The sequence below is a fragment of the Acidimicrobiales bacterium genome, assembly GCA_035546775.1.
GTDB lineage: Bacteria > Actinomycetota > Acidimicrobiia > Acidimicrobiales > JACCXE01 > JACCXE01.
The window spans coordinates 361,237-386,546 of sequence record DASZWD010000030.1 but is presented as its reverse complement, the minus strand read 5'-3'; the positions used below and the strand labels follow the sequence as shown (position 1 = coordinate 386,546).

The following is a 25,310-nucleotide window of genomic DNA, read 5'->3' as shown; positions in this document are numbered from 1 at the left end:
GGCGCGCGAGGCTGTGGCCTATGGGCGACCCCTCGCTCGTCGGGCGCGACGCGCTCGTCGGACGCATGAACAACGCGGTGGCGGCCGCGTTGGCCGGGGACGGCCGCGTCGTGCTCGTCGAAGGGGAGCCGGGCATCGGCAAGTCAGCGCTGCTGGCGTCGGTGTGCTCCACCGCGGGCGCCCGCGGCGCCGCCGTCCTCGCCGGCCGCGGCGACGACCTCGAACGCCATCGGCCGTTCCGGGCGCTGGTCGACGCTCTCGGTCTGCCCGACGCCTTCGACGTCCCGGGCTATCGCGGTGCCGATCGTCTCGTGAGCGTCGTCGAGCAGATCGCGGTGCACTCGCCCGTCGTCCTCGCCCTCGACGACGTGCACTGGGCTGACGTCGACACCGTGCGGGCGCTGCGCATGGCGTGTCGCCGGCTGCGCGACCTGCCCGTCGCAATCGTCCTGGCATTCCGATCGGTGCCGCGGGCTCCGGAACTGGCGCGCCTGGTCGACGAACTGTTGCCCACGGCCACGTACGAGCGCGTCGGCCCGCTCGATCACGCGTCGGTCGTCGAGATCGCGGCGTCGGTCCTCGGTGTTGCGTGCGGACCGCGGCTGGCGGCCGACCTCGCCCGCGCCGGCGGCAACCCGCTGTTCTTGCACGAACTGCTGGTCTCGCTCGACGCCGACGGACTGGTGCACGCCGACGGCGAACTCGCCGAACTCGAGGGCGGCGCTTCGATGCCACCGGGTCTCGCCCACATGATCAGCCGGCACGTGTCGACGCTGTCGCCCGCCACGGTGGACTTGTTGCGGGTGGCGTCGATCCTCGGTCGTGCGTTTGCGCCGGGTGACGCGGCGCGCCTCCTCGAGCGGCCGGTGGCGTCGGTACTGCCGGACTTTGCCGCCGCCGTCGACGCCGGCATCCTCGCCGACGACGGCACCCGACTGCGTTTTCGTCACGACCTGATCCGTGAGGCGATCTATACGGGCGTCTCGCCGTCGGTCCGCGCCGCCATGCACCTCGACGCCGCTGTCGCCCTGCGGGCCGCGGGTGCGCCCGCGGGGGAGGTCGTGCCTCACCTGGAGCTCAGCACGGAGTTGGGCGCGGCGCACGCCCTCGACCTCGTGCGCGAGGTCGCCGAAGAGGTGCGTGACATCGCACCGGGCCCGGCCGTGCGGCTCTACGAACGCGCCCTCAGCGCCACGCGCGATCCCGCGGGCCGCGACGCGCTCCTCGCCGGTATGGCCATGCCGCTCACGGCCATCGGGCGGTTGGGCGACGCCGAGCGCATCGCCCGCGAAGTGCTCAACCGCACGCACGACGCCGGGCTCGGGCCGCGCCTGCGCGGTGCGCTGTCGCAGGCGCTGTTGCGCTCGGGCCGCAGCCACGACGACGTCAACGAGCTGGCGGCGCTGGCCGAGCGCCCCGACCTCGAACCTGCCGAACGCCTCGACCGCCGGACCGACCTCGCGCTGGCCCTCGTGCTCGACGGGGCGGCCGGGCGCGCCGCGGAGATGGCGGCCGCCAACCTCGCAGTCGCCGAGACGCTGACCGGCGCCGACCGGGTGCGGGCGCGCAACCTGATGGTGGCCACGCTCGCCGCGGTCTGTACCGGCGACGTGCCTTCGGCGCTGCGCCATGGCGAGAACGCCATGGCGGCCGACCTGCGCCTGGCGCGGCGCATCCCGGCCGAGTTCCCCTACGGCTTGGCGCTGCTCGCCGCCGACCGCGTCGACGAGGCCCGGCGCGCCCTCGCCGACGGTCGGCGGTACGAGTTGGAGGAGGGGGAGCCCACCGCGGCCACGATGCACCACTGGGCGCTGGCCGGGTTGGAGTACGTGGCCGGCAACTGGGACGACGCGCTCGCCGAGATCGAGTCGGGCGACGCCTTCGTGGCCGAGGGCGTCGGCGCACCGGTTGGCTTGTTGTTGCCCCGCGGCTTGGCGGCGCGTATTCACCTGCATCGCGGCGACACGGCGGCGGCGCGCGCCGAACTGGAGGCGGGGCGCGCTCGCTTCGCGTCGCACGGGCCTGAGGCGGGCATCGACGTGTTCTTCTGGGCGGACGCCACACGGCGGGCGGAGGAGGGCGACGTCGCGGGCGCCGCGTCGCTGATGCAGATGGTGTGGAACGCGCTGGGCGACGCCAAGTACTTCCTCGGCTGGTCGCTGATCGTGCCCGATCTGGTGGGTTGGGCGACGGAGGCCGACGATCCGAAGGTGGCGACGGCCGTGGCCGAGGACGCGGCGGTCGGTGCGGCACGCTCGGGCGGCGTGCCGAGCGCGGTGGCGGCGTCGCTGCGCTGCCAGGCGCTGGTAGAGGCCAATCCAGCGCTCGCCGAAAAGGCCGTCGCCCTGCTGGCCGACAGCCCACGGCGGGCGCAGTTCGCCGCCGCCGTCGAGCAGGCCGAGCCCCGCGGCGCCGCGCCGCGGCCGGCCAAGCGCCCGACGACAGGTTGGGAGGCGCTCACGCCGACGGAGTTGCGGGTCGTCGCCCTGGTCGCCCTAGGCCGCACCAATCCGCAGGTGGCGACGGAGCTGTTCGTGTCGCCACGGACCGTTGAAACGCACCTGTCGCACGTCTTCGCCAAGCTGGGCCTGTCGTCGCGCGTCGAGCTCGCGGCGGCCTACGCCCGCCGACCCTTGCAATAACTGAACCGTTCATTCATTATTGAGCCGTGGCGCGGGTGGCGGTTCCGAATCGGGTCGGCGGCATCGTCGACGCCGCCCTCGAGGTGTTCGGCCGGTTGGGCTATTCGCGGGCGCAGATGGCCGACGTGGCCGAGGCCGCCGGCGTATCGGTCGGCACGCTCTACAACTACGTCGAGGGTAAGGAGGCGCTGCTGCTGCTGTGCGCGCTGTACGCCTTCGACCCAGACGAGGCGACCAGAGGTCCGAAGCCGCTCACCGTGGCGTCGCGGCCGCGGTTTCTCGCCCAGTTGCGTCAGGCGCTCGACGACATCACGCAGCTGCCGGCGCTCGACGCCGCGCTGGCACGCCAGGGGCCGCCGGCCCACTTCGTCGAGGAGTGCACCCGCATCGTCGAAGAACTGTTCGACCTCATCGGCGACCATCGGCGGGGGCTCGACGCCCTCGAGCGCTCGGCTCGCGACATGCCCGACGTGGCCGCGCTCTTCTACGACAACGTGCGTCGAGGGCTGCTGCGCGACCTCACGACCTACGTCGCGCGACGCGCCCCGCAACTCGACGCGGCGGTCACCGCGCGCTGGATCGTCGAGTCGATCACGTGGATGGCGCGCCACCGCTTCGGCGATCCCGACGGCGGTCGGCTCGACGCCGAGGCGGTGCGCGCCACCACCGTCGAACTCATCACGCGTGCGATCTCCGGGGGAACCGCATGAACCGTCGTCCCGACATCGACAACCTGCGCTCCGCGGCGTGCTTTCTGCTGCTGGCGTTCCACACGGCGATGATCTTCGACTACACACCGGCGTATCACGTGAAGAACGCCGCTTCGTTCCAAGGCTTCGACGTGTTCGCCCTCTTCGTCCACCAGTGGCACATGCCGTTGTTCTTCGTGCTTGCCGGCTGGTCGATGGCCGCGGCGTTGAAGCGTCGCACCCCCGAGGAGGTTCGGAACGAGCGCTGGCGGCGCCTCGGCATCCCGCTGCTGGTGTTCGGCCTCACCGAGTGCGTTTTCATCGGTTGGATCGAGGTGCGTCACGCCCACGACCGGACGGTGGCCGCGAACGGGTCGCCGGTGCACATCGGCGGAGTCGCCGTCACGTGGTCACACCTGTGGTTCCTCGCCTACCTGCTGACGTTCGCGCTGCTGTACCTGCCGCACTTCGCCAAGGCGAACGCCCGCAGGGATGAGCCCGTCGTCACGCGGCGCTCCTTTGTTCGCTTCGTTGGACTCATGATCGCCATCCAGGTGCTGCTGCGCTGGGCGTGGCCGGGGCAGCAGACACTGGTGTGGGACTGGGCGAACTTCGCCTACTACTCGGCGTTCTTCATCGGCGGGTTCTACGTGGGCCGCTTCGAATCCGTCGACCGCCTGGTCGACGAGCACCGCGTCGTGATGCTTCGCATCGGGTTGGCGGCAGAGCTGCTCATGCTGCCGTTCTTCCTTCGCGTCGTCGTCGTGAACGACGCGTCCGACTGGCTGGCCTATCTGGTCGAAATGACGCTGTCGGCCGTGGCGGGCGTCGGCATGGTGATCGGCATTCTCGGGTGGGCGCGCCGCTCGTTCACCGGCAGCGGGCGGCTGCACGCCTGGGCGCGCGACCGTGCCTTCGGGGTGTATCTCGTCCACCAGGGGTTTGTCGTGGGCCTCGGAGCGCTCGTGATCGCGGCGTCGTGGCCCATCGCGGTGAAGTTCGCGGTGACGCTGGTGACGGCAACCGCCGCCACACTTGTGGTCAACGAAGCGCTACAGCGCATCGACTGGCTGGCGCCCGCCTTCGGCCGTGACCGCGCGGCTACCCGTCGCCGCGGAGCGCCGCGAACAACGGCTCTGCCAGGCTGAGCGGGCCGTCGGCAACGCGCACTTCCGTCGTGCCGTCCTGATCGGTCAACTCGAGCACGAGTCCGTTCTTCGAGGCGAACGATCCGCGGGTCACGACGAGGGTCGCGTCGGCGGCCGTCTTCACGGTGAGATTCGCCGCTTTGGCCGCCTGCTTGATACGGCGCTTGGCGTCGAAGGGCGCACCTTCGACCGAGATCACCCCCGGCTCGTCCTGTGGCGGCGCGGTGGTGTCGTCGGCCGCACGAACCGCCCCGGCGGCGTCGCGGATCGTCGTCCAGGCTTCGTTGACCCGGCGCAGTCCGGCAGCGGCCCGCGCCTGGACGCCCGGCGGCATGTCGGCGTGATGATCGGGGTGGTACAACGCCACGAGCTCACGCCAGGCGCGCTTGGCGCCCTCGACGCCGGCCGAGCGCGGCGTGTCGAGCACCTGCCAGGGATCCATGGCGCCACGGTAGCGATCGGGTGTAGCGCGCTTCGCGGACGCAGTCGAGCGTTACGCCGTGGCGCGGTAGCGGTGGACGGCGATCGGCGCGAAGACGGCGATGATGGCGGTCGACCAGCCGATGCTCTGGAGCAGTGGCGTCAGCGTCGGCCCGCCGATGCACAGCGCCCGGATGGCGTTGACGGTGAGGGTGACGGGCTGGTGGGCGCTGAACACCTGCAGCCAGCCGGGCTGGCTCGACAGCGGCACGAACGCCGAGCTGGCGAACACCAGCGGCGCCACCAGCGGGAAGGCGGCGGCCTGCGCCGCCTCGGCGTTCTTCATCGCCAAGCCGATGTAGGAGAAGATCCACGCCAGCGCGAAGGTGAAGTACAGCAGCAGCGCCAGGGCGGCGAGGAAGGCGAAGACGTTCGTGTGGATGCGGAACCCGACGGCGAAGCCGACGAGGGTCATGAGCGTGAACACGAACACGTTGCGCGTCAGATCTGCGATCGTGCGACCAGCCAGCACCGCCGAACGCGCCATGGGCAGTGACCGGAAGCGCTCGATCAGGCCCTTGCCGACGTCTTCGGCCAGCGCCACGCCCGTCTGGATCGAACCGAAGGTGATCGTCTGCACGAACACGCCCGGCATCAGGAAGTCGACGTAGGGATACTTGGCGAACTGGGCGCCGGGCGAGATCGCCCCGCCGAACACGTAGCGGAACATCAACACGAAGATGATCGGCTGGATGGTGGAGAACACCAGCACCTGCGGCACGCGCCGCATGGCGACGAGGTTGCGCCACGTGACGGTGATGATGTCCTGCGCCGCCCAGCGCGCCTTGTCGAGGCCCTTGGCCTCGTAGGACGGGATCGTCAGTTCGGCGGTCATGCCGCACCTCGCTCGGTCTCGTCGTCGGCGACCTCGGGGATCGCCTCGGCGGCGTGACCCGTCAAGCTCAAGAACACGTCGTCGAGGGTGGGTTCGCGCACGATGAAGCGCTGTGGCTTGAGCTTGGCGGCGTCCAGGGCGCGCACGAGAGCGGTGACGCCCTCCGCACCCGAGTCGATGCGCACCTCGACCGTGAGGCCGTCGACGAGCAGGTCGGCCGGGGCGTGCTTGGCGAGCGCCTTGTGGGCCCGCTGCGCCGTGCGGGGGGCGGCAAAGCCGATCTCGGCGATCGTGGAGCCGAAGCTCGACTTGAGGTGCGCCGGCGTGCCGCGGGCGATCACCTCGCCGTTGTCGATCACTGCCAGGTCCTGGGCCAGGCGGTCCGCCTCTTCGAGGTACTGGGTCGTAAGCAGCACGGTGGTGCCGTCCTTGACCAGGTCCTCGATGACGCCCCACAAGCCGTTGCGGCTGCGGGGGTCGAGCCCGGTGGTCGGCTCGTCGAGAAAGAGCACCGTGGGCCGGTGCACGAGCGCGGCCGCGAGGTCGAGCCGGCGCCGCATGCCGCCCGAATACGTGCGCACCGGGCGACTGGCGGCGTGCGCCAGGTTGAAGCGCTCGAGCAGTTCGTCGGCGCGGGGCTTGATCGTCGCCTTCGGAAGGTGGGTCAGGCGACCGACCATCCGCAGATTCTCGTAACCCGTGAGGTTCTCGTCGACGGCCGCGTACTGGCCGGCGAGGCCGATGATGTGGCGGACGCGTTCGGGTTCGTTGGCGCAGTCGACGCCGAGCACGGTGGCGCGCCCCGACGTGGGTTTGAGAATGGTGGTGAGCATTCGGACGATGGTGGTCTTGCCGGCACCGTTCGGGCCCAAGAGCCCGAAGACGGTTCCGGCCGGAACCTGCAGGTCGACCCCCCGAACTGCCTCGACCCCACCGAAGTGCTTCACGATCTGTTCTGTCGCGATAGCAGGTGAGTTCATGCCCGGCACCGTACCACTTGAAGGTTGACGAAGGTCAAATATTTACCGAGCAGAAAATTCGGTTAAGATCTGGTACGTGGCAACACCGGGTGACGAGGCATGGGCCGTATTGGCCGAAATCTTCATGAGTGACGAGAATCACTCGCGCTTCCACGCCGCCTGCGAGGCGATCGACGTCGGCCCGCCCGCCCTCAAGCTGCTGCTCGGTATGGAGCCAGGGGTGGGCACACCGATGCGGGTATTCGCCGACAAGTTGCGCTGCGACGCCTCGTGGGTCACCGCGCTCGTCGACGACCTCGAGGGCCACGGCTACGTCGAGCGCCGCATCCTGCCGACCGACCGGCGGGTACGCGCCATCGTCATCACCAGGGCGGGGCTAGCGGCCCAGGCCAAGGCCAGACGGGTGCTGCACAAGGCGCCGGCGTCGATGCACGCGCTCAGCGCGGCCGAGCAGCGCAAGCTGCGCGACCTCCTGGTGAAGATGCAGTCGGCGGCCAGCGCCCAAGAGGCCGCCGGTTAAGCGCACCCGCGCGGCCATCGCCGTCGGGTTCGACCGCGGCTGGCACGTCGGCGTGCAGCTCGCCGTGTGGCGCAACGGCGTTCCCGTCGCCTCGATCGCCGAGGGCATCGCCCGCCCCGGTGTTGCCATGACGGACGCGTCGCTCGTGCCGTGGTTCAGCGGCACGAAATTGGTGACAGCCACCGCCGTCATGCAGTTGTGGGACCGCGGCCGCCTCGACCTCGCCCGACCGGTCGCGGCGTACATCCCCGAGTTCGGGGCCCACGGCAAGGAGACGATCACCGTCGCGCAGGTGCTGATGCACACCGGCGGCTTCCGCTACCTGCGCGGTTCCGACGAGTTGTTCATCGGTGGCATCCCGCCGCAGGAACTGCTGGCGCGCATCTACGACGCCCCCCGGGAGGACGGCTGGGTCCCGGGCGAGCGCGCCGGTTATCACCCCGTCACCGGCTTTCACGTGCTCGGCGAGTTGGTGCGCCGCCTCGACGGCCGGGCGTTCGAGGACTTCGTTGCCGAGGAGATCTTCGAGCCCCTCGGCATGGCCGACTCGTGGCTGGCGCTGACCCCTGAGCGCGTGCGCGCCTACGGCGAACGCATCGTCGTGATGCACGACACCACGGGCGCGCCCCGTCCCATCCCGCGGTTCGAGACGGAGACAGGGTTCGGCTGGGTCGAGCCGTCGGGTTCGGGGATCGGGCCGATGCGCGATCTGGTGCGCCTGGCCGAGGCGCTGCGCCGCGGCGGCGAGCTGGACGGTGAACGGATCCTGTCGGAGCGGGCGGTGGTACAGATGACACAGCGCCGCCGGGCTGGGATGCGCGACGAAACCTTCGGCATGGTCATGGACTGGGGCCTCGGCGTGATGGTCAATTCGTGGCAGTACCAGCACAAACCCGCGTTCTACGGCTACGGCGACCACGCCGGCGCCGACGCTTTCGGCCACGGCGGGCGGCAGTCGAGCGTGGTGTTCGCCGACCCGGCGAACGGCCTCAGTGTCGCTTTCGCGGCGAATGGGATGCCGGGGGAGCCAGCGAATCACCGCCGCACGCAGCCGGTCCTGACGGCCCTGTACGAAGATCTGGAAATCGGCCAAGTAACCTGATCGGCCTCATGCCGCGTAATCGTCTGTTTTTCACCGCGCCCATCGTTCTTGCGGTGGTGATCATCGGCCTGTTCGCCATCCGGTCCCGGGGCGACAACGGCGCCAACGTCGACACCTCACAGCCGCGGGACTGCCCGCCCGTCGCCCGCGCCGACGCCGTCGCCACCAAGCCGGGCACGCCGATCTCGATCGACGTGCTGGCCAACGACACCGATCCCGACGGCGACCCGCTCGTGTTCCAGATCCTGCGCACCACCGGCGGCGACTCGACCATCGACGACGGCGGCACCCCGACCGACGCCAGCGACGATCGTGTGCTGTTCACGCCCGCTGACCCGGCGCCCGACTCGGCCACGATCGAGTATCAGGCGCTCGACCCGCAGGGCGCGGTCGGCGAGTCGACGGTGTCGGTGTCGATCAACGCGGAGGGCGTGTTGCCCCCAGGGGTGGAGTCCGATCCCGTGCCGGCGAACGCCAAGTCGGGAGCGGGCCACTGCAGCGGGGGCACGACGACGACGGACAGCACCGACGTCACCGTCACCGGCGAGACCACCACGCCCGAGAGCACCGACGTGACGATCGAGGACCTCGGCGGCTCGACGTCGAACTCGAAGTCCTCCAAGTCGCACACCACCACGACCCGCCACACGACGACCACGCGTGGTTCGACGCAGACGACCAAGGCGCCGTCGACCACCGAGCCGCACACCACGACAACCGTGCACACCACGACGACGCAGCCGAGCGGCCCCACGACGACGCAGAGTCCGCCGACCACCAACGGCAACTGCGGCGACGAACCCGATCCGAAGTCAGATCCGAGCGGCTACAGCGACTGGGTGCACTGCACCTACGGTCGCTAGCGCGGCTTCGTCCTAAGCCACTTTTTGGCGGCCATATCGCGACGACGTCGTGAAATGGCCGCCAAAAAGTGGCGCGGAAAACGGCGGCGGTCGTGGCCGCCGCGGCGGTTACCGCGTGCGCTGGTGCGCCGTGCGGGTGCCGTACCCGCGGCCACCCCGGCGGGTGAGTGGTGGTCGCCGGAATGCGGCGGGTCGGTCACCGCTCCAGGGCGCCGACGGCGCCCACACCAGCGCGCACAACGCCAGCAGCACTTGGTCGTAGTTGACTCGCCAGCCGGCGAAGTCGCGCCAGGCCACCTCGCGGTCGGCCTTCAGCGGCACGCCCGAGTCGGCGAGGCGTTGCAGTGCCACGTCGTATTCGGCGCGCGTCACCGCGATCGGATCGGTGGGCGCCGGGTTGTGGTCGTAGGTGATGTCGAAGTAGTCGGCCACGTGGCGCAGGGCGAGGAAGCCCGAGCGGATGCACAGCGCGGCGCGCGGCTCGTAGGGAACGTCGACGCTGGACAACAGCAAGCTGGCGGTGTCGAGCACGGCGCCCGACGCCGTGATCCACGAATGGTCGGGCAACCCCGAACGGAAGTGGGCGAGCGAACCCATCGACGTGTGGCTCTCCTCTACGTCGACGAACCACTCCTCCCAACCGCTCCAGATCTCTTCGGTGCGATCGAGGAAGTCGATGCGCTGGAATCGCACGATCATCTCGACGGCCGACGGTGGTGTGCCGGCGCGCACCGACAACAGCGACACTTCACGTTCGCGTCGTTGGTAGGCGGCGTAAATCGTCGGTAGGTAGGTGATGAGGAGGGCGACGAGGCCAAGGCCGAGGGCCGCCTCGCCGAACGACAACACGCCGGCGAGGAAGCTGCGGGCGGGGAACGTGCCGAGACTCGTCACCGCCGAACCGCTGATCTCGAGCGAGCGGCGCACCGTTGTGTGGTCGAGGGACCAGTAGAACGTGCCGAAGCACAGCCACAACAGGAAGATCCAGATGACGGGCAGCAAGAGCAACGCACTGGGGGCGTAGGCGCGCATGATGCGGTGCTGCGTGGCGTGATCGCGGCGGCGGGCGACAGCGACGAAGGGCACGCGCAGGGCCAGGAACACGGCGCGGGTCAACGCTGTCGGCTCGTCGCGCGGGACGACGAACGAGCGCACCGCCGATACGAGCGTGCGTACGAGCACGAAGGCGCCGATCAGCGCGACGACGATGCGAGCGGCGATCACGCTGCGAAGTTTTGCCACGCGGCGCGCGCCGCGTCGCTCATCTTCGCCAGCGTCTTGGTGACGATGCCGTCGAGCTTCTCGGGATCGGTGCGCTGCGCGAACTCGGTGAACTGCGACTCGAGGAACACGAGGCACAACACGTCTTCATACGTTTGTGCCTCGTCGTCGGTGCGCAGGTTGCGCTTGTGCATCAGCGTCGCGACGCGCGCGATGGTTTCGTCGTCGTAGCCGGCGGCGCGCATGGCGTCGGCCGCGTGCTGCGCGGCGACGTCGTAGAGGTGCGTGCGCCACTTGAGGTAGCCGGCGCGACCTTCGGGAAAGGACGCACGAGGCGTCTCCCAGCGGCGGAGGTGATGGGCCCGCACGGCAATGCGCAACGCGTCGGACGCGTCGGGTGAAAGTGTCGCGAGCCACTGCGACGCGAGCTCGCCTTCGCCGAGGGCCCACGGACGCGAAGACCCGCGCACCACGAGGGTGCGCGGGTCTTGCGCGTTGGCGGCGTCAATCGCGTCGAGCGCCGCCTCGAGATTCACAGAGGAGTGTTTACCTCAGGCCCATCTTGCGGGCGCAGACCGGCCACTGGCCCCAACCCGAGCGCGCCTGGAGCGCCTTGGCGACGTTGAGTTGGGTGTCGTACGGGTAGTCGACGGGGCTGCCAGCCATGCCCATCGAGTGCCACGTGGCGAGAGAGAACTGGAAGGCGCCGAAGTACTTGCCGCTCCGGCTAACGGCGTCTGGACGACCTCCGGCCTCACACCAGGAGAGGCGGATGAACGTGTCGTCGTTGATCGGCCCGACATAGCGGGGCCGCACTGCGGCTCGGGAGGCCCGAGGGGGAATCGTGGGGGGCGGCGGAGGTGCCGTCGTGGTTGTCGTGGGGGGAATCGTCTCGGCGCTGACCGCGGAGGCCAGGTGGACACGTTGGGTTCGGGGAGTGGGTGTCGTGCTCGCACTCGGGAGTGCGCGACACCCAAGACTGATGTAGCCGGAAAGACCGAGAACGAGCATCGCCCCGGCCAGTACGCGTTGGAACATGGTTGAACAAAGTCCCCTTCGATAGGCAATAGGAAGGCGGTGGGGGGAAAGAACCAGGCACGCGAGCGAACAGAACGTTCGGGGAAGCGACAGCGGAGCACCCAGCCCACCAATTCTGTAGAAGCACCAAGCGCTAACTACAGCCAGCGTTGTTTAAACGGTAGCTAGCATTGTACTACAGGGGTGTAACACGACCAAGCATTCAACGCTCAACTCGGCCCTGAGCAGGCAGAATGCGCCACCCGCCCACCCTGTCTCTTTGGGAGGCTCGCTACGCTCGCCTCCATGCTCGTACCGCTGACCGTTGGCGACTTTCTCTACCGGGGAGCGCTGGCCTATCCCGACCGCACCGCCGTGATCGACGAGCCCGGTATTCCGGGCGCGTTGGGCTCCATCACCTTCGCCGAACTGGAGTCGCGGGCCCGCGGCCTGGCGCTGGCGCTGGAAAAGATGGGCGTCGACCAGGGTGAGCGCGTCGCCATCGTCAGCCCGAACTCGGCCAAGTTCATGATCACGCTGTTCGGTGTCAGCGCGTTCGGCCGCGTGTGCGTGCCCGTCAACTTCCGCCTCAACGCCGAGGAGGTCGCCTACATCGTCGAGCACTCCGGGGCGACGGTCCTGCTGATCGACCCCGAGGTCGAACCGGCGCTTGCCGGGGTGCAGTGCAAGCACCGCATCGTGCTCGACGGCGTCGCCGACGCCGAATTGTTCGCGCCCGCACCCGCGGGCGCGCAACCCAAGGCGTGGGAGCCCGACGAGAACGCGACCGCGTCCATCAACTACACGTCGGGTACCACGGCGCGCCCCAAGGGCGTGCAGCTCACGCACCGCAACATCTGGCTCAACGCCACGACGTTCGGGTGGCACGCCAGCGTGTCCGATCGCGACACCTACATCCACACGCTGCCGATGTTCCACTGCAACGGATGGGGCATGCCGTACGCGCTCACGTCGATGGGTGTGCCGCAGGTCGTGCTGCGCAAGGTCGACGGCGAAGTGATCCTGTCGCGCATCGAGGAGCATGGCGTGTCGTTGCTGTGCGGCGCGCCTGCCGTCGTCGCCGCCATTCTCGACGCGGGAACGAAGCGTCGTGACGCGGGCGCGACCGTTCCGGGAGCGGGACGCGGCGTGCGCATGGTCGTGGCCGGCGCCCCGCCGCCCACCAAGACGATCGAACGCGTCGACACCGAACTCGGCTGGGAGTTCATCCAGATCTACGGGCTGACGGAGACGTCGCCGCTGCTGGTGATGAACCGCGCGCCGTCGGAGTGGGACGCGCTGTCGCCCTTCGAGCGCGCCCAGAAGCTCGGCCGCGCCGGCCTGCCGACGATCGGCGTGCGCATGGCAACCGACGAGAACGGCGAAGTGCTGGCGCGGACCAACCAGGTGTTCGCCGGCTACTGGGAGCAGCCCGAGGAGACGGCGAAGGCGATCGTCGACGGGTGGTTCCACACCGGCGACGGCGGCTTCATCGACGACGAGGGCTACACGGTCATCGCCGACCGCAAGAAGGACGTGATCATCTCCGGCGGCGAGAACGTGTCGTCGATCGAAGTCGAGGACTGCCTCTTCCAGCATCCCGACGTCGCCGAGGTCGCCGTCATCGGTGTGCCGGACGAGAAGTGGGGCGAGACGATCAAGGCCCTCGTCGTGCTGCGCCCGGATGCCTCCGTCGACGAATCCGGCCTGATCGAACACTGCCGCTCGAAGCTGGCGCACTTCAAGTGCCCGACGTCGATCGAGTTCCGCACCGAACTCGCCCGCACCGCCACCGGCAAGCTCCAGAAGTTCAAGCTCCGCCAGCCCTACTGGGAAGGCCGCGAAAAACTCGTCAACTGACGCGCCCCCACCTTCTGTGAAGGAATTTCCGTCCTGTAGGCGGACGATCCTTCACAGAAGGCGGAGGGAGGCGAGCATGTCGTCGACCTGGGCCCGCAGGTGGTTGAGGTCGGGGCCACGGAGGCAGGCGTTCATCGTGTAGGTCGTCGTGCGCGCCGCGTTGTGGAAGCGGACGGTGATCTCCTCGTCGCCGATGCCGGGACACCCGTTGCGGCGATACGTCTTGTGCGCCGGCTGCCCGCCGACGCGCAGGTTCTCCTTGGCGACGCGCCCGTTGGGCCCGTCGTACCAGGCGACGAGGACCGAGTTGCGCGGCAACGTATCGATCGGATCGGCACACGAGCTGGCGTGACACGGATCATGCAGTGTTGCGTCGCTGAGATACGTGACTAGATGCGGCTCACTGGCGAACGCTTGCGCCTTCCAGGTACCGGGCGCACGGAAGGTGAGGCCGTGACCCGTGAATGCCGTCTGCGACGGAGCATGCGTGCACGCCGCCAGCACGACCAGCGCCGCGGCCACGCGTCTCACGGCTTCTTCCAGATCGTGAGTGGCGCGAACGGCACGGCATCTGCAGGCGCGTCGCCGTCGTTGAACCAGTCGGTGGTGCCGTCGGCGAGGCGGTACCACCGCGCGCGGAAGAGCACCTCGAAGCCGTGGGGGGCGAGGTCGAGGGTGGCGAAGCTGTCCTTTACGGAGGCGCCGGGGGACAGGTCGATGCGCGCCAGAAGGGCGTCGACGTTCACGTGGGGGTGCAGCGTGACGGCGTCGGGGTAGAACTCGGCGGTGCGCCGCGGCGCGTACCAGTAGGTGTCGGTGAACCGACCGCCCACGCCGCCCTGCTCACGGCACCATCTCGCGTTGGCGAGCGCCGCGGCCGCAGTATCGGCGAGCGTCGCGGCGGCGCGCATGTGGTCGGTCAACTGGGCCAGCGACACCGCCGCGTTGCGGCCACTGGTCGACGGCATCACGTAGGCGGGCCGTCCACCGAATGATGCGGGTTGCACGCCGATCGGCGCCCGCCGGTCGACGGCGGTGCGAAACGCGGTGATCGACGTGAACAGCACCGCCGACGGCTTGTAGCGCCGCACGAGCGCGTCGACCTCGAGCGCGCCCGCCCGCAGCTCGTCGCGCCCGAGCTTGGCGGCGTCCGCCTCGACGCGGGCCACGAAGTCGGTGAAGCCGATGCGGTCGACGCGCAGCGCGTGCTCCGGATCGCGGTCGACGCTCACCAGCCCCGCCGCTTGCGCCGCCGACCAGAAGCGGTTGCCCTTGCGGAAGTAGCCGATGCCGGCGCCCGCCGAGGCGGGCGACGGGTTGATGCCGCAGACGAGCAGCCGTAGGCCGCGGGCGACGCGGTTAGGAAGCGGCCGAGTACTCGCCACAGTCACGGCAGCGCGCCACGTAGTGCGCCGGCGTCACCCGCACCGTCATCCGCCGGCCGCACTGGGGGCAGAAGCGCGGCGGGTCGAGGGTGCGGGCGCACTGGTTGTCGCACAGCTCCAGCCGTCGCCCGCAGCTCGTGCAGTGACGCCGCTCCATCACAGCGCGGCCGACAGCGCCCCCACCGGCATCTTCAGATCCTCGAGCATCTGGAGGTCCTGCTCGGCGGAGCGGCCCAGCGTCGTGAGGTAGTTGCCGACGATGAGGGCGTTGATGCCCGACGTCATGCCCATCGCCTGCAGGTCACGCAACGTGACCTCGCGTCCACCGGCGAGGCGCAGAATGACCGTCGGCAGCGCCAGGCGCAGCAACGCGATCCACTTGATGGCGTCGAGGGCGCCGACGAGCGGACGCTCCGACAGCGGCGTGCCCGGTCGCGGGTTCAAGAAATTGACCGGGACCTCGGCCGGTTCGACGTCGCGCAGCTGCCCGATGAGTTCGAGACGCTGCTCGTCGGACTCACCCATGCCGAAGAGGACGCCGCAGCACAACTCCATGCCCTCGGCGCGAATCATCTTGCACGTCTCGAACCGCTCTTCCCACGAGTGGGTGGTGACGATGCGGCCGAAGAACGACCTCGCCGTCTCCAGGTTGTGGTTGTAACGGTGCACGCCGGCGCGGCGCAGGCGCGCCGCCTGCTCTTCGTCGAGCACGCCGGCGGACACGGCGACCTGCATGCCGGTGCGCTCGACGATGATCGGCGTGACTTCCTCGAGCCAGCGCATCACCTTCTCGTCGGGGCCGCGCAGCGCCAGCACGAGGCAGAACTCGGTCGCGCCCGTTGCCTTCGTCTCCTCCGCTGCGGCGATGACTTCCTCGATCGACAGCAGCGGCGTCGCCTTGACCGGCGAGTCGAACTGGGCGGACTGGCTACAGAACGAGCAGTCCTCCGAGCAGCCGCCCGTCTTCACCGACAGGATGCCTTCGACCTCGACCATCGGCCCGCACCACGCCAGCCGCACGTCGTGGGCGAGGGCGGCGAGGGCGGCGGTCTGTTCGCTCGGCAAGGCGGCGAGGGCGGCGAGCTCGTCCATCGTGAGCTGGCGGCGCTCGTCGAGCAGGGCGGTGGCGGCGGAGGCCAACAGGGCGCGTGCTGCGGTTGTCACGCGACAAACGCTAGATGGCGGCGAGCATGACCGCCGCTTCGGCGGCCGAGGTCACCACCGTGAACTTGTCGTGGCCGGCGAGCCAGGCGCGGTTCTCGACGTGGAGACCGTTGCCGGAGTCGTAGCGGTTCAGGAACACGATCGGCGGGTCGGCGAACGCGGCGGCGGCGCCGCGCACGGCGTGGATGACGCCGAGCCCCGCATCGGCTACGAGCAAGACGGCGTCGGCGCGCAACTGGGCGGCGAAGTCGCCGACGTGCAGACCGTCGCTCGCCTGGGGCGACCACGAGCCGCCGGCGGTCTCGACGAGGGCGACGTCGGCCGTCGTGAACGATCGCTTCGTCTCGAGCACGAGGTCCGAGATGCTGAACGGGTCGCGTCCGAGGGCGACGGCTGCCATCGGCGGTGCCATCGGCACGGGATACCAGCGGTGCTTGGGGCACACGGCCTCGGCCGCTTCGCCGCTGGCGGCGCCGAGGACGGACGCGTCAGTCGACGTGTCGGTCTCTTCGAACGACTGCGCCGGCTTGCGGGCGATCACCGTGTGGCCCTGCTCCCGCAACGCGTGGATCACGGCGGCGCCGACGAACGTCTTGCCGATCTCGGTGCCGGTCCCGGCGACGACGACGACGTTCACAGCTGCGCCAGCGCGGCGATGAGCCGGTCGATCTCGTCGTCGGAGTGGGCCGCGCTCAACGCCACCCGCAGCCGCGACGTGCCGGGGGCGACCGTGGGCGGCCGGATCGCCGGAACCAGCAAGTCCCGCTCGGCCATGAACGCGGCCGCGTCGAGGGCCGCCTGCTCCTCGCCGAGGATGACCGGCACGATGGGCGACGGGTGTCCCGGACGCACCCGGGCGACGTGGTCGCGCAGCCGCGCCACCAGCGCCTCGCCTTCGGGGGATCGCAACACCGCGAGCGCCGCCCGCGCCGCCGCGGTGTCGGCCGGCGTCGACGCGGTGGTGAAGATGTATGGCCGCGCCCGGTTGACCAGCAGGTCGCACAGCGACGCGCTCGACGCGACGAACCCGCCCAGAGAACCGAGCGTCTTGCTCAGCGTGCCGACGCGCACGTGCGTGGTCTGCAGCGCGACCTCGGGGCCGAGCACGGCGTGCGCCTCGTCGACGACCAGCAGCGCGCCGGTGTGGGTGCACAGCGCGTCGAGCTCGGCGAGCGGCGCGACGTCGCCGTCCATCGAGAACACGGAGTCGGTCACGACGATGGCGCGCGCGGCGCCGGCGACGAGCGACGCCGCGTGCTCGACGTCGCCGTGGCGGTACACGACGACCTCGGCGCGCGACAGTCGGCAGCCGTCGATGATCGACGCGTGGTTCAACTCGTCCGACACGATGCGGGTGTTGGCGTCGCCGAAGGTGGTGAGCACCGACAGGTTCGCCTGGTAGCCCGTCGAGAAGAGCACGGCGCGCTCGGTGTGCTTCCACTCTGCGAGGTCGTCTTCGAGCGCGTGGTGGTCGGCGCGTGACCCGACGACGAGGCGCGCCGATCCCGCGCCGGCGCCGTTCTTGTCGAGGGCGTCGTGGGCGGCGGCGATGACCGCCGGATGCTGGCTCAGTCCGAGGTAGTCGTTGGAGGCGAAGTTACGGATGCCGTCGCGCGGTACGGGGGCGCGCCAGCGGTCGGCGCGCCGGATGGCGTCGAGCTGGGCGTCGACCCACTCAGTCCAAGGCATCGATGGAGGCGACCAAGGTGTCGACGATGCGATCGATCTCGTCGGCGGTCGAAGTGAGGATCGGCATGAGGACGACGACGTCGCCGAGCGGGCGCAGCAGCACGCCGCGACGCACCGCCTCCGCGCATGCGCGCCGACCCCAGCGCAGCCCGTCGGCGGGCGGCGCCAACTCGACGCCCACCATGAGTCCCTGCTGGCGGACGTCGCGCACGTGTGCATGGGCGCGCACGGCTTCGAGTCGCGTCGCCAGTTGCGCGGCACGCGCCCGCACGTTGGCGAGGACGTCCCACTCGGCGAACAGATGCAAGTGGCGGCGTGCCACGGCGGCGCACAGCGCGTTCCCGGAGAACGAGTGACCGTGATAAAGCGTGAACTCGCTGAGGTCGGGGCCGAGGAAGGCGTCGAACACGGCACCGCTGGCGACCGTCGCCGCCATCGGCAGGTAGCCGCCGGTGAGGCCTTTGCCGATGCACATGATGTCGGGCGTGATGTCGCACTGCTCGCTGGCGAAAAGCGTGCCGGTGCGGCCGAACCCCGTCGCGACTTCGTCGGCGATGAACAAGACGTCGTGGTCGCGGCACGCGTCGCGCAGGGCGCGCACGCCGGCGGGCGGCGATAGGCGCATGCCTTCGGCGCCCTGCACGAGGGGTTCGATGATGACGGCCGCCAGCGTCGACGCGTTGTCGCGCACCATCTCCACCGCGGTGTCGAAGGCTCCGGGCTCGTCGACGCGCGGCGCCCGTAGGACGGGGAAGCGCAACGGGTCGAACACGTCGGTGCCGAAGCCGCCTGACCCGACTGAAAGCGAGCCGATGGTGTCGCCGTGGTACGCGCCACCGAAGGCGATGTAGGACGACCGGCCGGCGACTCCCCGATTGGTCCAGTACTGAAAGGCGATCTTGAGCGCTTGCTCGACGGCGGCGGCGCCATCGCTGGCGAACAAAAAGTGCGGGCGGTCGACCGGCAGCACGGCCGCCAGATCCTCCGCCAGTTCGACGGCGGCGACGTTGCCGTTGCCCAGCAGCGTCGAGTGGGCGACCTTGTCGATCTGGTCGCGCAGGGCAGCGTCCAACTCGGCAACGTGGTGGCCGAGCGTCGTGACCCACAGCGACGAGATGGCATCGAGATAGCGGTTGCCGTCGACGTCAACGAGCTCGCGGCCCTCGGCGCGCTCGACGATGACGGGCTGGTTGTCGGCGTAGGTCGACATCTGCGTGAACCCGTGCCACACCACGGCGGCATCGCGCTTGACCCAGTCGTCGTGTGCGCTCACACCGCCAAGTTAGGGCACCTGGGTGCGAATGACCTCAGCGACCGCCCGGGCGCCGCGCTCGCTCACCGTGATGGTGAAGTGGTTGACGTCGTCGACGAGGATGTCGCGCAGCATCGGGTACTCGGCCACCATTTGCGCGGCGACGGCGTCGGAGTAGAGCGGCTCGGCGTTGAGGAGGCCGCGCGGCGCCCGCAGCCACGGCATCGGCCGCTGCACCCGACGGAACAGCAAGCCGCCCTCGCCCAGCGTGTCGGCGCCGTCGGCGCGAATGGCCTCGACGTTGCAGCCCGACCGCAGGTTGGGCGGCTCGCCCACGATGTCGGCCATGACGTAGGCCTCGATCGTGTCATTCCATTCCTGAAGCGACGGATGCTGCTTCCAGAACGCCAGCCACGCGTCCTCGCTCTCGAAGGTCATCGACAGCCGCTGCATCGTCGGACCGAGGATCTGGGTGAGCACCGCGTCGATGTCGGTGCCCGCCGGCGCCTCGGCGATCGTGACGCCGCCGTCGACGAGCACGAGGCCGGCGACGCGGTCGGGGTAGTCGACGGCGAACGCGGCGGTGACGAAGCCGCCCATGCTGTGGCCGACGATGGTGGCGGTGTCGACGCCGACGTGGTCCAGGATGGCGACGATGTCGCGGGCGTGGCTGCGCATCCCGTAGGGACCGGGGAGCGAAGCGCTGCCGGCGCGGCCCCGCAGGTCGGGCGCCAGCAGGGTGAGATCGGACAGGTGATCCGCCACCAGCGACCACGTGTGGTGGTTGGCAGTGATGCCGTGGATGAGCACGACGGCGGGCGCGCCCTGTGCGCCTTCGTGGACGCCGACGTTCAGTTCGCCGCCGATGACCGGCACGCCGATAGTTTCGAAGTTCATGGTGTCTGCTTTCGTGCGGGTGCCTTCTTGGCGACGGCCTTCTTCTTTGCGGGAGCGGCCTTCTTCTTTGCCGGCGCCCGCCGTCGCTTCGGGGCGAGCAGTTTTCCGATCCCCAGTCGCTCGGTGAGCATTGCTCGGTCGAGATCCTTGACCGGCCCGGACCAAGCGACGGTGCCGGTCTGCAGCAGCGTCACCGTGTCGACCAGCTGCAGGGCCGCCGACACGTTTTGTTCGACGAGCAGCATCGTGACGCCCGTCTCGGCGACCGAGCGCAGCGTGGCGAACACGTCCTCCACCACGATCGGGGCGAGGCCGGCCGAGGGCTCGTCGACGAGGATGACGCTTGGCTCGTTGATGAGCGCGCGGGCGACGGCGAGCGCGGCCTGCTCGCCGCCCGACATCGTCCCCGCCGCTTGGGCCCGGCGCTCGTACAACTTGGGAAAGCGATCCCACATGGTGGACAGCGATGCGGCGTAGCGCGACTTGTCGCGCCGTCGCAGCGTGTAGGCCCCCAGTCGCAAGTTCTCCTCGACCGTCAGATCGGGGAAGACCTGCCGGCCCTGCGGCACGTTGCCCATGCCGCGGCGGACACGCGCCTCGGGTGGGAGATGGGTTATGTCCTCGCCCCGCAGCCGGATGCTGCCGCGCCAGGCCGGCACCAGGCCGGCGATCGCCTTCATGGTGACGGACTTGCCGGCGCCGTTGAGGCCGAGCACGCCGGCGATCTCGCCGCGCCGCACGGCCAGGTCGATGCCGAAGAGGATCTGGCTGGCACCAAAACCGGTTTCGAGGCCGGAGACCTCGAGGACGGGATCCGTCATACCGCACCGCCGAGATACGCCTCGACGACGAGGTCGTCGCGCACGACGTCGGTCGGCGAGCCGTGGGCGATGACGCGTCCCGCAGCCATCACGTAGACGTAGTCGCACGTCGCCATCACCAGCGGGATGTTGTGCTCGATGAGCAAGACGGTGCGACCGAGCAAGACGCGGAGATCGATCAGGCGCGCCGCCAGGCTTTCGGCGGCCGCCGGCGACATGCCCGCCGCCGGCTCGTCGAGCAGCACCACTTCGGGCGCGCCGAGCAACACCGCGCCCAGCTCGACGATGCGTTGCTGACCGATCGACAGGTTGCCGACGGGGGTGCGGGCGTAGCGCTCGAATCCGAGCGCCTCGATCGCCGCTGCGGCGCGCTCGCGCAGCTCGCGCTCACCGCGGGCGACCGGCGGGGTGTACAGCAGCGCCGAGAACGGGTCGTAGCCGGCGACACTGTGCTGGGCCAGCAGGAAGTTCTCGGTGACCGAGAGGTCGCGGACCAGACCAATGTTCTGGAACGTGCGGCCAAGGCCGGCGCGCGCCCGGCGCGCCGCGCCGTACAACGAAACGTCGTTGCCCAGCAGGTCGACGCGCCCCGAGTCCGGACGGCGGCGACCCGACAACACGTCGAACAGCGTCGTCTTGCCGGCACCGTTCGGGCCGATGAGTCCCACGATGCGGTTGCGCGGCACGACGAGCGACGCGTCGTCCACCGCCACAAGACCGCCGAAGCGGACCTGGATTTCGGTGCACTCGAGCACGGCGCCGCCGATCTCGAGATGGTCGTGGTGGTGGCCGAGCGCGGACGGTCGCGGTAGCACCGGCAACGGCGGCATCGTCGTGAGGTTGACGGCGTCGACGCGAGCGCGCTCGCGTCGCTCGTCGAATAGCTGCCGCAGCGTGCCCGCCAACCCCGACGGGTTACGCGCCATCGTGACGATGAGTACGAACGCGCCGATCACGAGGTCGTAACCGAGGACGCGATTGCCGAACAGTGTCGGCATGACGACGGGGAATAGCGCGTAGAAGGACGCGGCGGATAGCACGCCGACGCGGCTACCGAGGCCGCCGACGACCACCACGACGACGAGCAGCAGCGACTTCTCGAACTGGAACGACTCGGAGTTCACCGTGCCGACGAGGTGGGCGTACATCATTCCGGCAATACCGGCCATGGCGCCTGACAAGGCGAACGCCCCGAGTTTGTACGCCGTCACCTCGACGCCGAAGCTGGCGGCCACCGACTCGTCGGTCTTAATCGCCCGAAAGGCCCGTCCGAGCGTCGTGCGGGTGACGTTGGTGTCAAACCACCACACCAGCACGAACAACGCCACGAGCACGCCCAGGTAGTCGCCGTTGTTGGTGAAGATGAAGTTGTTCACCTGCGGGCGGGGGAGTGCGATGCCCGCCGATCCGCCGCCGATCGAGCGCGCCCGGAAAATCGACTCGGTGAGGGCGAACGACAACGCGATCGTGACCACTGCGAGATACAGCCCGCGTAGCCGCAGCGCCGGGAGGCCCACGAGAAACGCCGCGGCCGCGCCTGCGAGCGCCGCGGCCGGAAGCGCGACGAGGAACGGCAGTCCGAGGCGTGTCGCCGGCGTGAACCACCCCGACATGAACGCGCCGACGCCGAGCAATGAGTACTGCCCGAGGCTGACCTGCCCGGCGTAGCCCATCAGCAGGTTGAGCGACATGGCCGCCGCGGCCAACGCCACTCCGGTGCCGATCACGAACGCCGCGTATTCCGTGACGAGGCCGAGGTGTACGAGCGCCGGCGCGACCAGTGACGCGGCGGTACCGACCACGATGACCCGCAGACCGGGGCGATTCTTCAAGTGTTCCTCACAAACAATCCGTTCGGGCGCACGAGCAACCCGACAAGCAGCAAGACGAACACGGCCAGTGTCTTGGTGCCCGGCAGTGATGCGTTCTCGAACACCCGCCCCGCACCCGCCTCGACCAGGCCGACGAGCAAACCACCGGTGAACGCCCCGGGTAGCGACGTCAGCCCGCCGAGGACGGCGGCTGCGAGTCCGAAGAGGAACAGGCGGCTCACGGCGCCGGGGGAGAACGCCCCCAGCCCCGGTGCGATCAGGAGACAGCCGATGGCGCTCATCGCCGCGCCGGTGCCCCACACGAATGCGGAGACGCGGTTGACCGGCACACCGACGAGCCGCGCCGCGGCGCTGTCTTGCGCCGCCGCGAGCACGCCGAGGCCGAAGTCCGTGCGGCGCAGCAACACCGCCAGCGCGATCCCCACCGCGAGCGCCACGGCCAACGAGATGATTTGTGTCGGCGAGACGACGACGCCGGCGAGGCTCACGCCCCTTCCGTTGATCGGACCGCTGATCGAGCGGGGCTTGCTGCCCAGCTTGAACACCACCAGCTCGACCGACGAGATCAACAACAGCAACCCGACGGTGGCAACGGCCACCGCGACGCGGGGCGCCTCGCCCATCGGTCGCACGACGAAGCGCTCGAACGCGACGCCGATCAGGGCGGCAAAGGCCACCGCGGCGACGGCACCCACGATCCACGGCGCGTGGTGGTCGACGGTCAACCACGTCGCCACGAACAGCCCGGCCGTGCCGACTTCACCTTGCGCGAAGTTGAGCACCTTGGTGCCGCGGTATACGAGCACGATGCCTACGGCGAACAGCGCGTAGATGCTGCCGGCCAGCACCCCGAGAACGAGAACCTGTCCCATCTACAGCAGGTGTTCGACGCAGGTGTTGGTGTTGCGCCAGTTGACCGGTCCTGACGGCGACCGGTACGTCTCCATCGCGTTGACCTCGAAGCCGCCCACGCGAGCGAAGCCGGGTCGCGTGAAGTCGACGTCGCACGCCGACGAGAACGGGCGCGACACCTTGAGCGACGTCATCACGTCGACCAGTTTGTTGCGCGTGCAGTTCGGTCCGCACCGCTGCAGCATGAGAGCGAGCCCCTTCATGCCGGTCCAGTTGAGGAACAGCAGGTCACCGGCGAGGCCTGACAACGCCGCGTTCGGCCGGTACTTCTTGTACTCGGCCTCGAACTCCTTCATGTCGTCGGCGTAGCCGGCGAAGGGTCCGCTGTAGTCCCGATACGAATACGCGGGGTACATGGCAACGCCCACGAGCGGCGGATTCAGCGCGTCGTTGTTGAGCGTCTGGCTCGTGAGGTTGAACGGGAACAGCAGGAACTGCGGGCTGTAGCCCTGCGCCTTGCTCTGCTTGACGATCTGCGTCGAGGCCAGCGCGTTCTCCCACAGCCACACCACCTGGGCGCCGGCGTTGCGCATCGACAACAACTCCTGCACGTAACTGCCCTGGTTCTCCTCCACGGCGCGCTCGGCCACGACGTCGATGCCGTACTTCTTGGCCACTGCCTTGAACGACGTCACGCCCGGCTCCCAGTTGGGGCTGTTGCGCTTGATGATGCCGATCTTCTTGCCCTTGAAACGCGTCGCCGCCAGTTCCGCGAACATCTCGCCCAGCTTCTCGGTCGATGGCAGCGCGGTGAAGCTGTAGCGCTGGTTCGCCGTGCCTTCGACCGTGGCGGTGTGATGGAGGTAGAGCATGTGGTTGGTCTCGGCCCAGTTGCGCACCGCGGGAATCTGGTCGAAGCCGATGCCACCGAGGAGCAAGAAGATGTTCTTCTGCTTGCAGGCATTGGCCGCTTGCACCGCGGTGTCGGGCTTGTAGTTGTCGTTCTCGTAGGTGGCGATGACCTTGCGCCCGTATATGCCGCCGGCGTCGTTCACCGCACTCCAGAACACATTGAGGTCGTCCGCGCTGGTGTTGAACGCGGCGCCGTAGGTGAGCGCGGCGTGGGCGCACAGCGTGATCGAATCCTTGGTGATGCCGATGGTGTCTTCGTTCGGCGTGAACAGCGTCGAGCGCACTGGGCTCGTGTCGGGCGCCACCAATGTCGTCGCCGTACTGGTAGCCGTGCCGGGCAGGGCTGGCAGCGTCGGTGACGTGACGCCGGCGAGCGGGTCGCCGCCGTCGGTGGTCGACGACGTAGTGGACGCGTCGGTCGTCGCCGTCGTCGCCGTCGATCGGCGTCCCGCGGCGACGTCCTGTTTCGGCAGACGCGCACCCGTGCACGACGTCAGCAGCACCAGCGCGACCGCGGCGCTCAGCTTCCGGATCATGGCTCCCCTCCGGCCATCCTCAAAGCGAATGTTGCGTACGTGTCGGCGACTTCGTCGACGGTGTACTCGCCGCCCGGCATGAACCAGTTGGCGACCCGAATCCCCATGCCGCCGATGGCGGCGGCGGCGAGCCAGTCACCACCGGCGGCGTCCAACAGCAGCCGGGTCGACGCGTCGCGGATCTCCAGCACCGGCGCCGCCAGGTCCGGCGACAGCGCGTGCAACTCGGCATTGACGACGACCGCCAGCCGTGGATGCTCGGCGTGCCACCGCACGTGGGCCCGCACCAACTCGGCGAGACCGCGGGCGGCGCGCAGGCGCTCGTGGTGGTTCTCGTGCCCGATCCGCACGAGGTCGGCGAGGATTTGTTCCTTGGCGTGGTAGTGGGCGTAGAGCGTCGCCGAACGGATCCCCGCGGCCGTGGCGATGTCACGGATCGACGCTCCGGCGAAGCCGACTTCCGCGAACAGCCCGAGTGCGGCTTCGAGAATGCGCCGCCGCGGCCCCTCTGGCCCCGCGCCCTCCGGCAGCCCGCCTTCGCGAGCCGACAGACGGCGAATCTCCTGTGCGACCTCCAACGGTTGCCCCCTACCGATCGATCGGTAGGGGCAAC

General features: G+C 69.5%; 26 protein-coding genes. 7 read left to right on the top strand and 19 right to left on the bottom strand.

Going from position 1 to position 25,310, the window contains the following annotated elements; translation table 11 throughout:
* Positions 1 to 20 precede the first annotated feature (20 nt).
* The 3 genes from VHC63_07730 to VHC63_07720 are packed head-to-tail and all read left to right on the top strand — an operon-like array spanning position 21 to position 4,479.
* Entirely contained in the window at positions 21 to 2,642 is a 2,622-nt protein-coding gene (locus VHC63_07730) for an AAA family ATPase (GenBank protein ID HVV36481.1), read from the top strand.
* 35 nt (positions 2,643 to 2,677) lie between these two features.
* Positions 2,678 to 3,352, top strand: coding sequence for a helix-turn-helix domain-containing protein (locus VHC63_07725; protein ID HVV36480.1), 675 nt, complete (start codon positions 2,678 to 2,680; stop codon positions 3,350 to 3,352).
* On the top strand, positions 3,349 to 4,479 hold the full coding sequence (locus VHC63_07720) for an acyltransferase (GenBank protein ID HVV36479.1): 1,131 nt from the start codon (positions 3,349 to 3,351) through the stop codon (positions 4,477 to 4,479). The genes VHC63_07725 and VHC63_07720 overlap by 4 nt, the downstream gene beginning before the upstream one ends.
* Here the strand turns inward: VHC63_07720 and VHC63_07715 are convergent.
* The 3 genes from VHC63_07715 to VHC63_07705 are packed head-to-tail and all read right to left on the bottom strand — an operon-like array spanning position 4,433 to position 6,774.
* Positions 4,433 to 4,921: a J domain-containing protein gene (locus VHC63_07715; GenBank protein ID HVV36478.1), complete on the bottom strand. Its 489-nt coding sequence runs from the start codon at positions 4,919 to 4,921 to the stop codon at positions 4,433 to 4,435. The genes VHC63_07720 and VHC63_07715 overlap by 47 nt on opposite strands.
* A gap of 51 nt (positions 4,922 to 4,972) precedes the next feature.
* A complete protein-coding gene (locus VHC63_07710) occupies positions 4,973 to 5,794 on the bottom strand; it encodes an ABC transporter permease (GenBank protein HVV36477.1) in 822 nt (273 codons plus the stop codon).
* Positions 5,791 to 6,774: an ATP-binding cassette domain-containing protein gene (locus tag VHC63_07705; GenBank protein ID HVV36476.1), complete on the bottom strand. Its 984-nt coding sequence runs from the start codon at positions 6,772 to 6,774 to the stop codon at positions 5,791 to 5,793. The genes VHC63_07710 and VHC63_07705 overlap by 4 nt, the downstream gene beginning before the upstream one ends.
* A 124-nt stretch (positions 6,775 to 6,898) precedes the next feature.
* Between VHC63_07705 and VHC63_07700 the strand changes: the two genes are divergently transcribed.
* Genes VHC63_07700 through VHC63_07690 form a run of 3 tightly spaced genes read left to right on the top strand, consistent with a single transcriptional unit; the run spans position 6,899 to position 9,259 of the window.
* Entirely contained in the window at positions 6,899 to 7,294 is a 396-nt protein-coding gene (locus VHC63_07700; protein ID HVV36475.1) for a MarR family transcriptional regulator, read from the top strand.
* Between the two features lie 16 nt (positions 7,295 to 7,310).
* Positions 7,311 to 8,396: a serine hydrolase domain-containing protein gene (locus VHC63_07695; GenBank protein ID HVV36474.1), complete on the top strand. Its 1,086-nt coding sequence runs from the start codon at positions 7,311 to 7,313 to the stop codon at positions 8,394 to 8,396.
* An 8-nt stretch (positions 8,397 to 8,404) separates the two neighbouring features.
* Positions 8,405 to 9,259, top strand: a complete 855-nt coding sequence (locus VHC63_07690; GenBank protein HVV36473.1) for an Ig-like domain-containing protein — start codon at positions 8,405 to 8,407, stop codon at positions 9,257 to 9,259.
* 108 nt (positions 9,260 to 9,367) lie between these two features.
* Here VHC63_07690 and VHC63_07685 read toward each other — a convergent pair whose 3' ends face one another.
* From VHC63_07685 to VHC63_07675, 3 genes are read right to left on the bottom strand one after another with little or no spacing between them, the layout of a single operon-like run.
* A complete protein-coding gene (locus VHC63_07685; GenBank protein HVV36472.1) occupies positions 9,368 to 10,501 on the bottom strand; it encodes a hypothetical protein in 1,134 nt (377 codons plus the stop codon).
* On the bottom strand, positions 10,480 to 11,016 hold the full coding sequence (locus VHC63_07680; GenBank protein HVV36471.1) for a DUF4202 domain-containing protein: 537 nt from the start codon (positions 11,014 to 11,016) through the stop codon (positions 10,480 to 10,482). The genes VHC63_07685 and VHC63_07680 overlap by 22 nt, the downstream gene beginning before the upstream one ends.
* 10 nt (positions 11,017 to 11,026) lie before the next feature.
* A complete protein-coding gene (locus VHC63_07675) occupies positions 11,027 to 11,296 on the bottom strand; it encodes a transglycosylase family protein (protein ID HVV36470.1) in 270 nt (89 codons plus the stop codon).
* 507 nt (positions 11,297 to 11,803) lie between these two features.
* On the opposite strand from VHC63_07675, the gene VHC63_07670 reads away from it, so the two are divergent.
* Positions 11,804 to 13,357 (top strand): AMP-binding protein, encoded by a 1,554-nt coding sequence (locus tag VHC63_07670; GenBank protein HVV36469.1) that lies wholly within the window; start codon positions 11,804 to 11,806, stop codon positions 13,355 to 13,357.
* A gap of 51 nt (positions 13,358 to 13,408) precedes the next feature.
* On the opposite strand, the gene VHC63_07665 is transcribed toward VHC63_07670, so the two are convergent.
* From VHC63_07665 to VHC63_07605, 13 genes are read right to left on the bottom strand one after another with little or no spacing between them, the layout of a single operon-like run.
* The gene (locus VHC63_07665) at positions 13,409 to 13,879 is read right to left on the bottom strand and encodes a hypothetical protein (GenBank protein ID HVV36468.1); all 471 of its coding nucleotides are present in this window, start codon (positions 13,877 to 13,879) and stop codon (positions 13,409 to 13,411) included.
* Positions 13,880 to 13,884: 5 nt separating this feature from the next.
* On the bottom strand, positions 13,885 to 14,748 hold the full coding sequence (locus VHC63_07660; protein HVV36467.1) for a mismatch-specific DNA-glycosylase: 864 nt from the start codon (positions 14,746 to 14,748) through the stop codon (positions 13,885 to 13,887).
* The gene (locus VHC63_07655) at positions 14,717 to 14,899 is read right to left on the bottom strand and encodes a hypothetical protein (GenBank protein ID HVV36466.1); all 183 of its coding nucleotides are present in this window, start codon (positions 14,897 to 14,899) and stop codon (positions 14,717 to 14,719) included. The genes VHC63_07660 and VHC63_07655 overlap by 32 nt, the downstream gene beginning before the upstream one ends.
* On the bottom strand, positions 14,899 to 15,906 hold the full coding sequence (gene bioB, locus VHC63_07650; GenBank protein HVV36465.1) for a biotin synthase BioB: 1,008 nt from the start codon (positions 15,904 to 15,906) through the stop codon (positions 14,899 to 14,901). The genes VHC63_07655 and bioB overlap by 1 nt, the downstream gene beginning before the upstream one ends.
* A gap of 10 nt (positions 15,907 to 15,916) precedes the next feature.
* Positions 15,917 to 16,543: a dethiobiotin synthase gene (locus tag VHC63_07645; protein HVV36464.1), complete on the bottom strand. Its 627-nt coding sequence runs from the start codon at positions 16,541 to 16,543 to the stop codon at positions 15,917 to 15,919.
* Complete coding sequence (locus VHC63_07640; GenBank protein ID HVV36463.1) at positions 16,540 to 17,595, bottom strand: 8-amino-7-oxononanoate synthase; 1,056 nt, start codon at positions 17,593 to 17,595, stop codon at positions 16,540 to 16,542. The genes VHC63_07645 and VHC63_07640 overlap by 4 nt, the downstream gene beginning before the upstream one ends.
* A complete protein-coding gene (bioA, locus tag VHC63_07635) occupies positions 17,582 to 18,868 on the bottom strand; it encodes an adenosylmethionine--8-amino-7-oxononanoate transaminase (protein ID HVV36462.1) in 1,287 nt (428 codons plus the stop codon). Before bioA ends, VHC63_07640 begins: the two co-directional genes overlap by 14 nt.
* Before the next feature lie 9 nt (positions 18,869 to 18,877).
* Entirely contained in the window at positions 18,878 to 19,744 is an 867-nt protein-coding gene (locus tag VHC63_07630; GenBank protein ID HVV36461.1) for an alpha/beta hydrolase, read from the bottom strand.
* Positions 19,741 to 20,565, bottom strand: coding sequence for an ABC transporter ATP-binding protein (locus tag VHC63_07625; protein ID HVV36460.1), 825 nt, complete (start codon positions 20,563 to 20,565; stop codon positions 19,741 to 19,743). The genes VHC63_07630 and VHC63_07625 overlap by 4 nt, the downstream gene beginning before the upstream one ends.
* Complete coding sequence (locus VHC63_07620) at positions 20,562 to 22,397, bottom strand: branched-chain amino acid ABC transporter ATP-binding protein/permease (GenBank protein ID HVV36459.1); 1,836 nt, start codon at positions 22,395 to 22,397, stop codon at positions 20,562 to 20,564. The genes VHC63_07625 and VHC63_07620 overlap by 4 nt, the downstream gene beginning before the upstream one ends.
* The gene (locus VHC63_07615; GenBank protein HVV36458.1) at positions 22,394 to 23,269 is read right to left on the bottom strand and encodes a branched-chain amino acid ABC transporter permease; all 876 of its coding nucleotides are present in this window, start codon (positions 23,267 to 23,269) and stop codon (positions 22,394 to 22,396) included. Before VHC63_07615 ends, VHC63_07620 begins: the two co-directional genes overlap by 4 nt.
* Positions 23,270 to 24,697 carry an ABC transporter substrate-binding protein gene (locus VHC63_07610; GenBank protein ID HVV36457.1) on the bottom strand — a complete coding sequence of 476 codons (1,428 nt, stop codon included), beginning with the start codon at positions 24,695 to 24,697 and terminating at the stop codon, positions 23,270 to 23,272.
* Positions 24,694 to 25,275, bottom strand: a complete 582-nt coding sequence (locus VHC63_07605) for a TetR/AcrR family transcriptional regulator (protein HVV36456.1) — start codon at positions 25,273 to 25,275, stop codon at positions 24,694 to 24,696. The genes VHC63_07610 and VHC63_07605 overlap by 4 nt, the downstream gene beginning before the upstream one ends.
* Positions 25,276 to 25,310 lie beyond the last annotated feature (35 nt).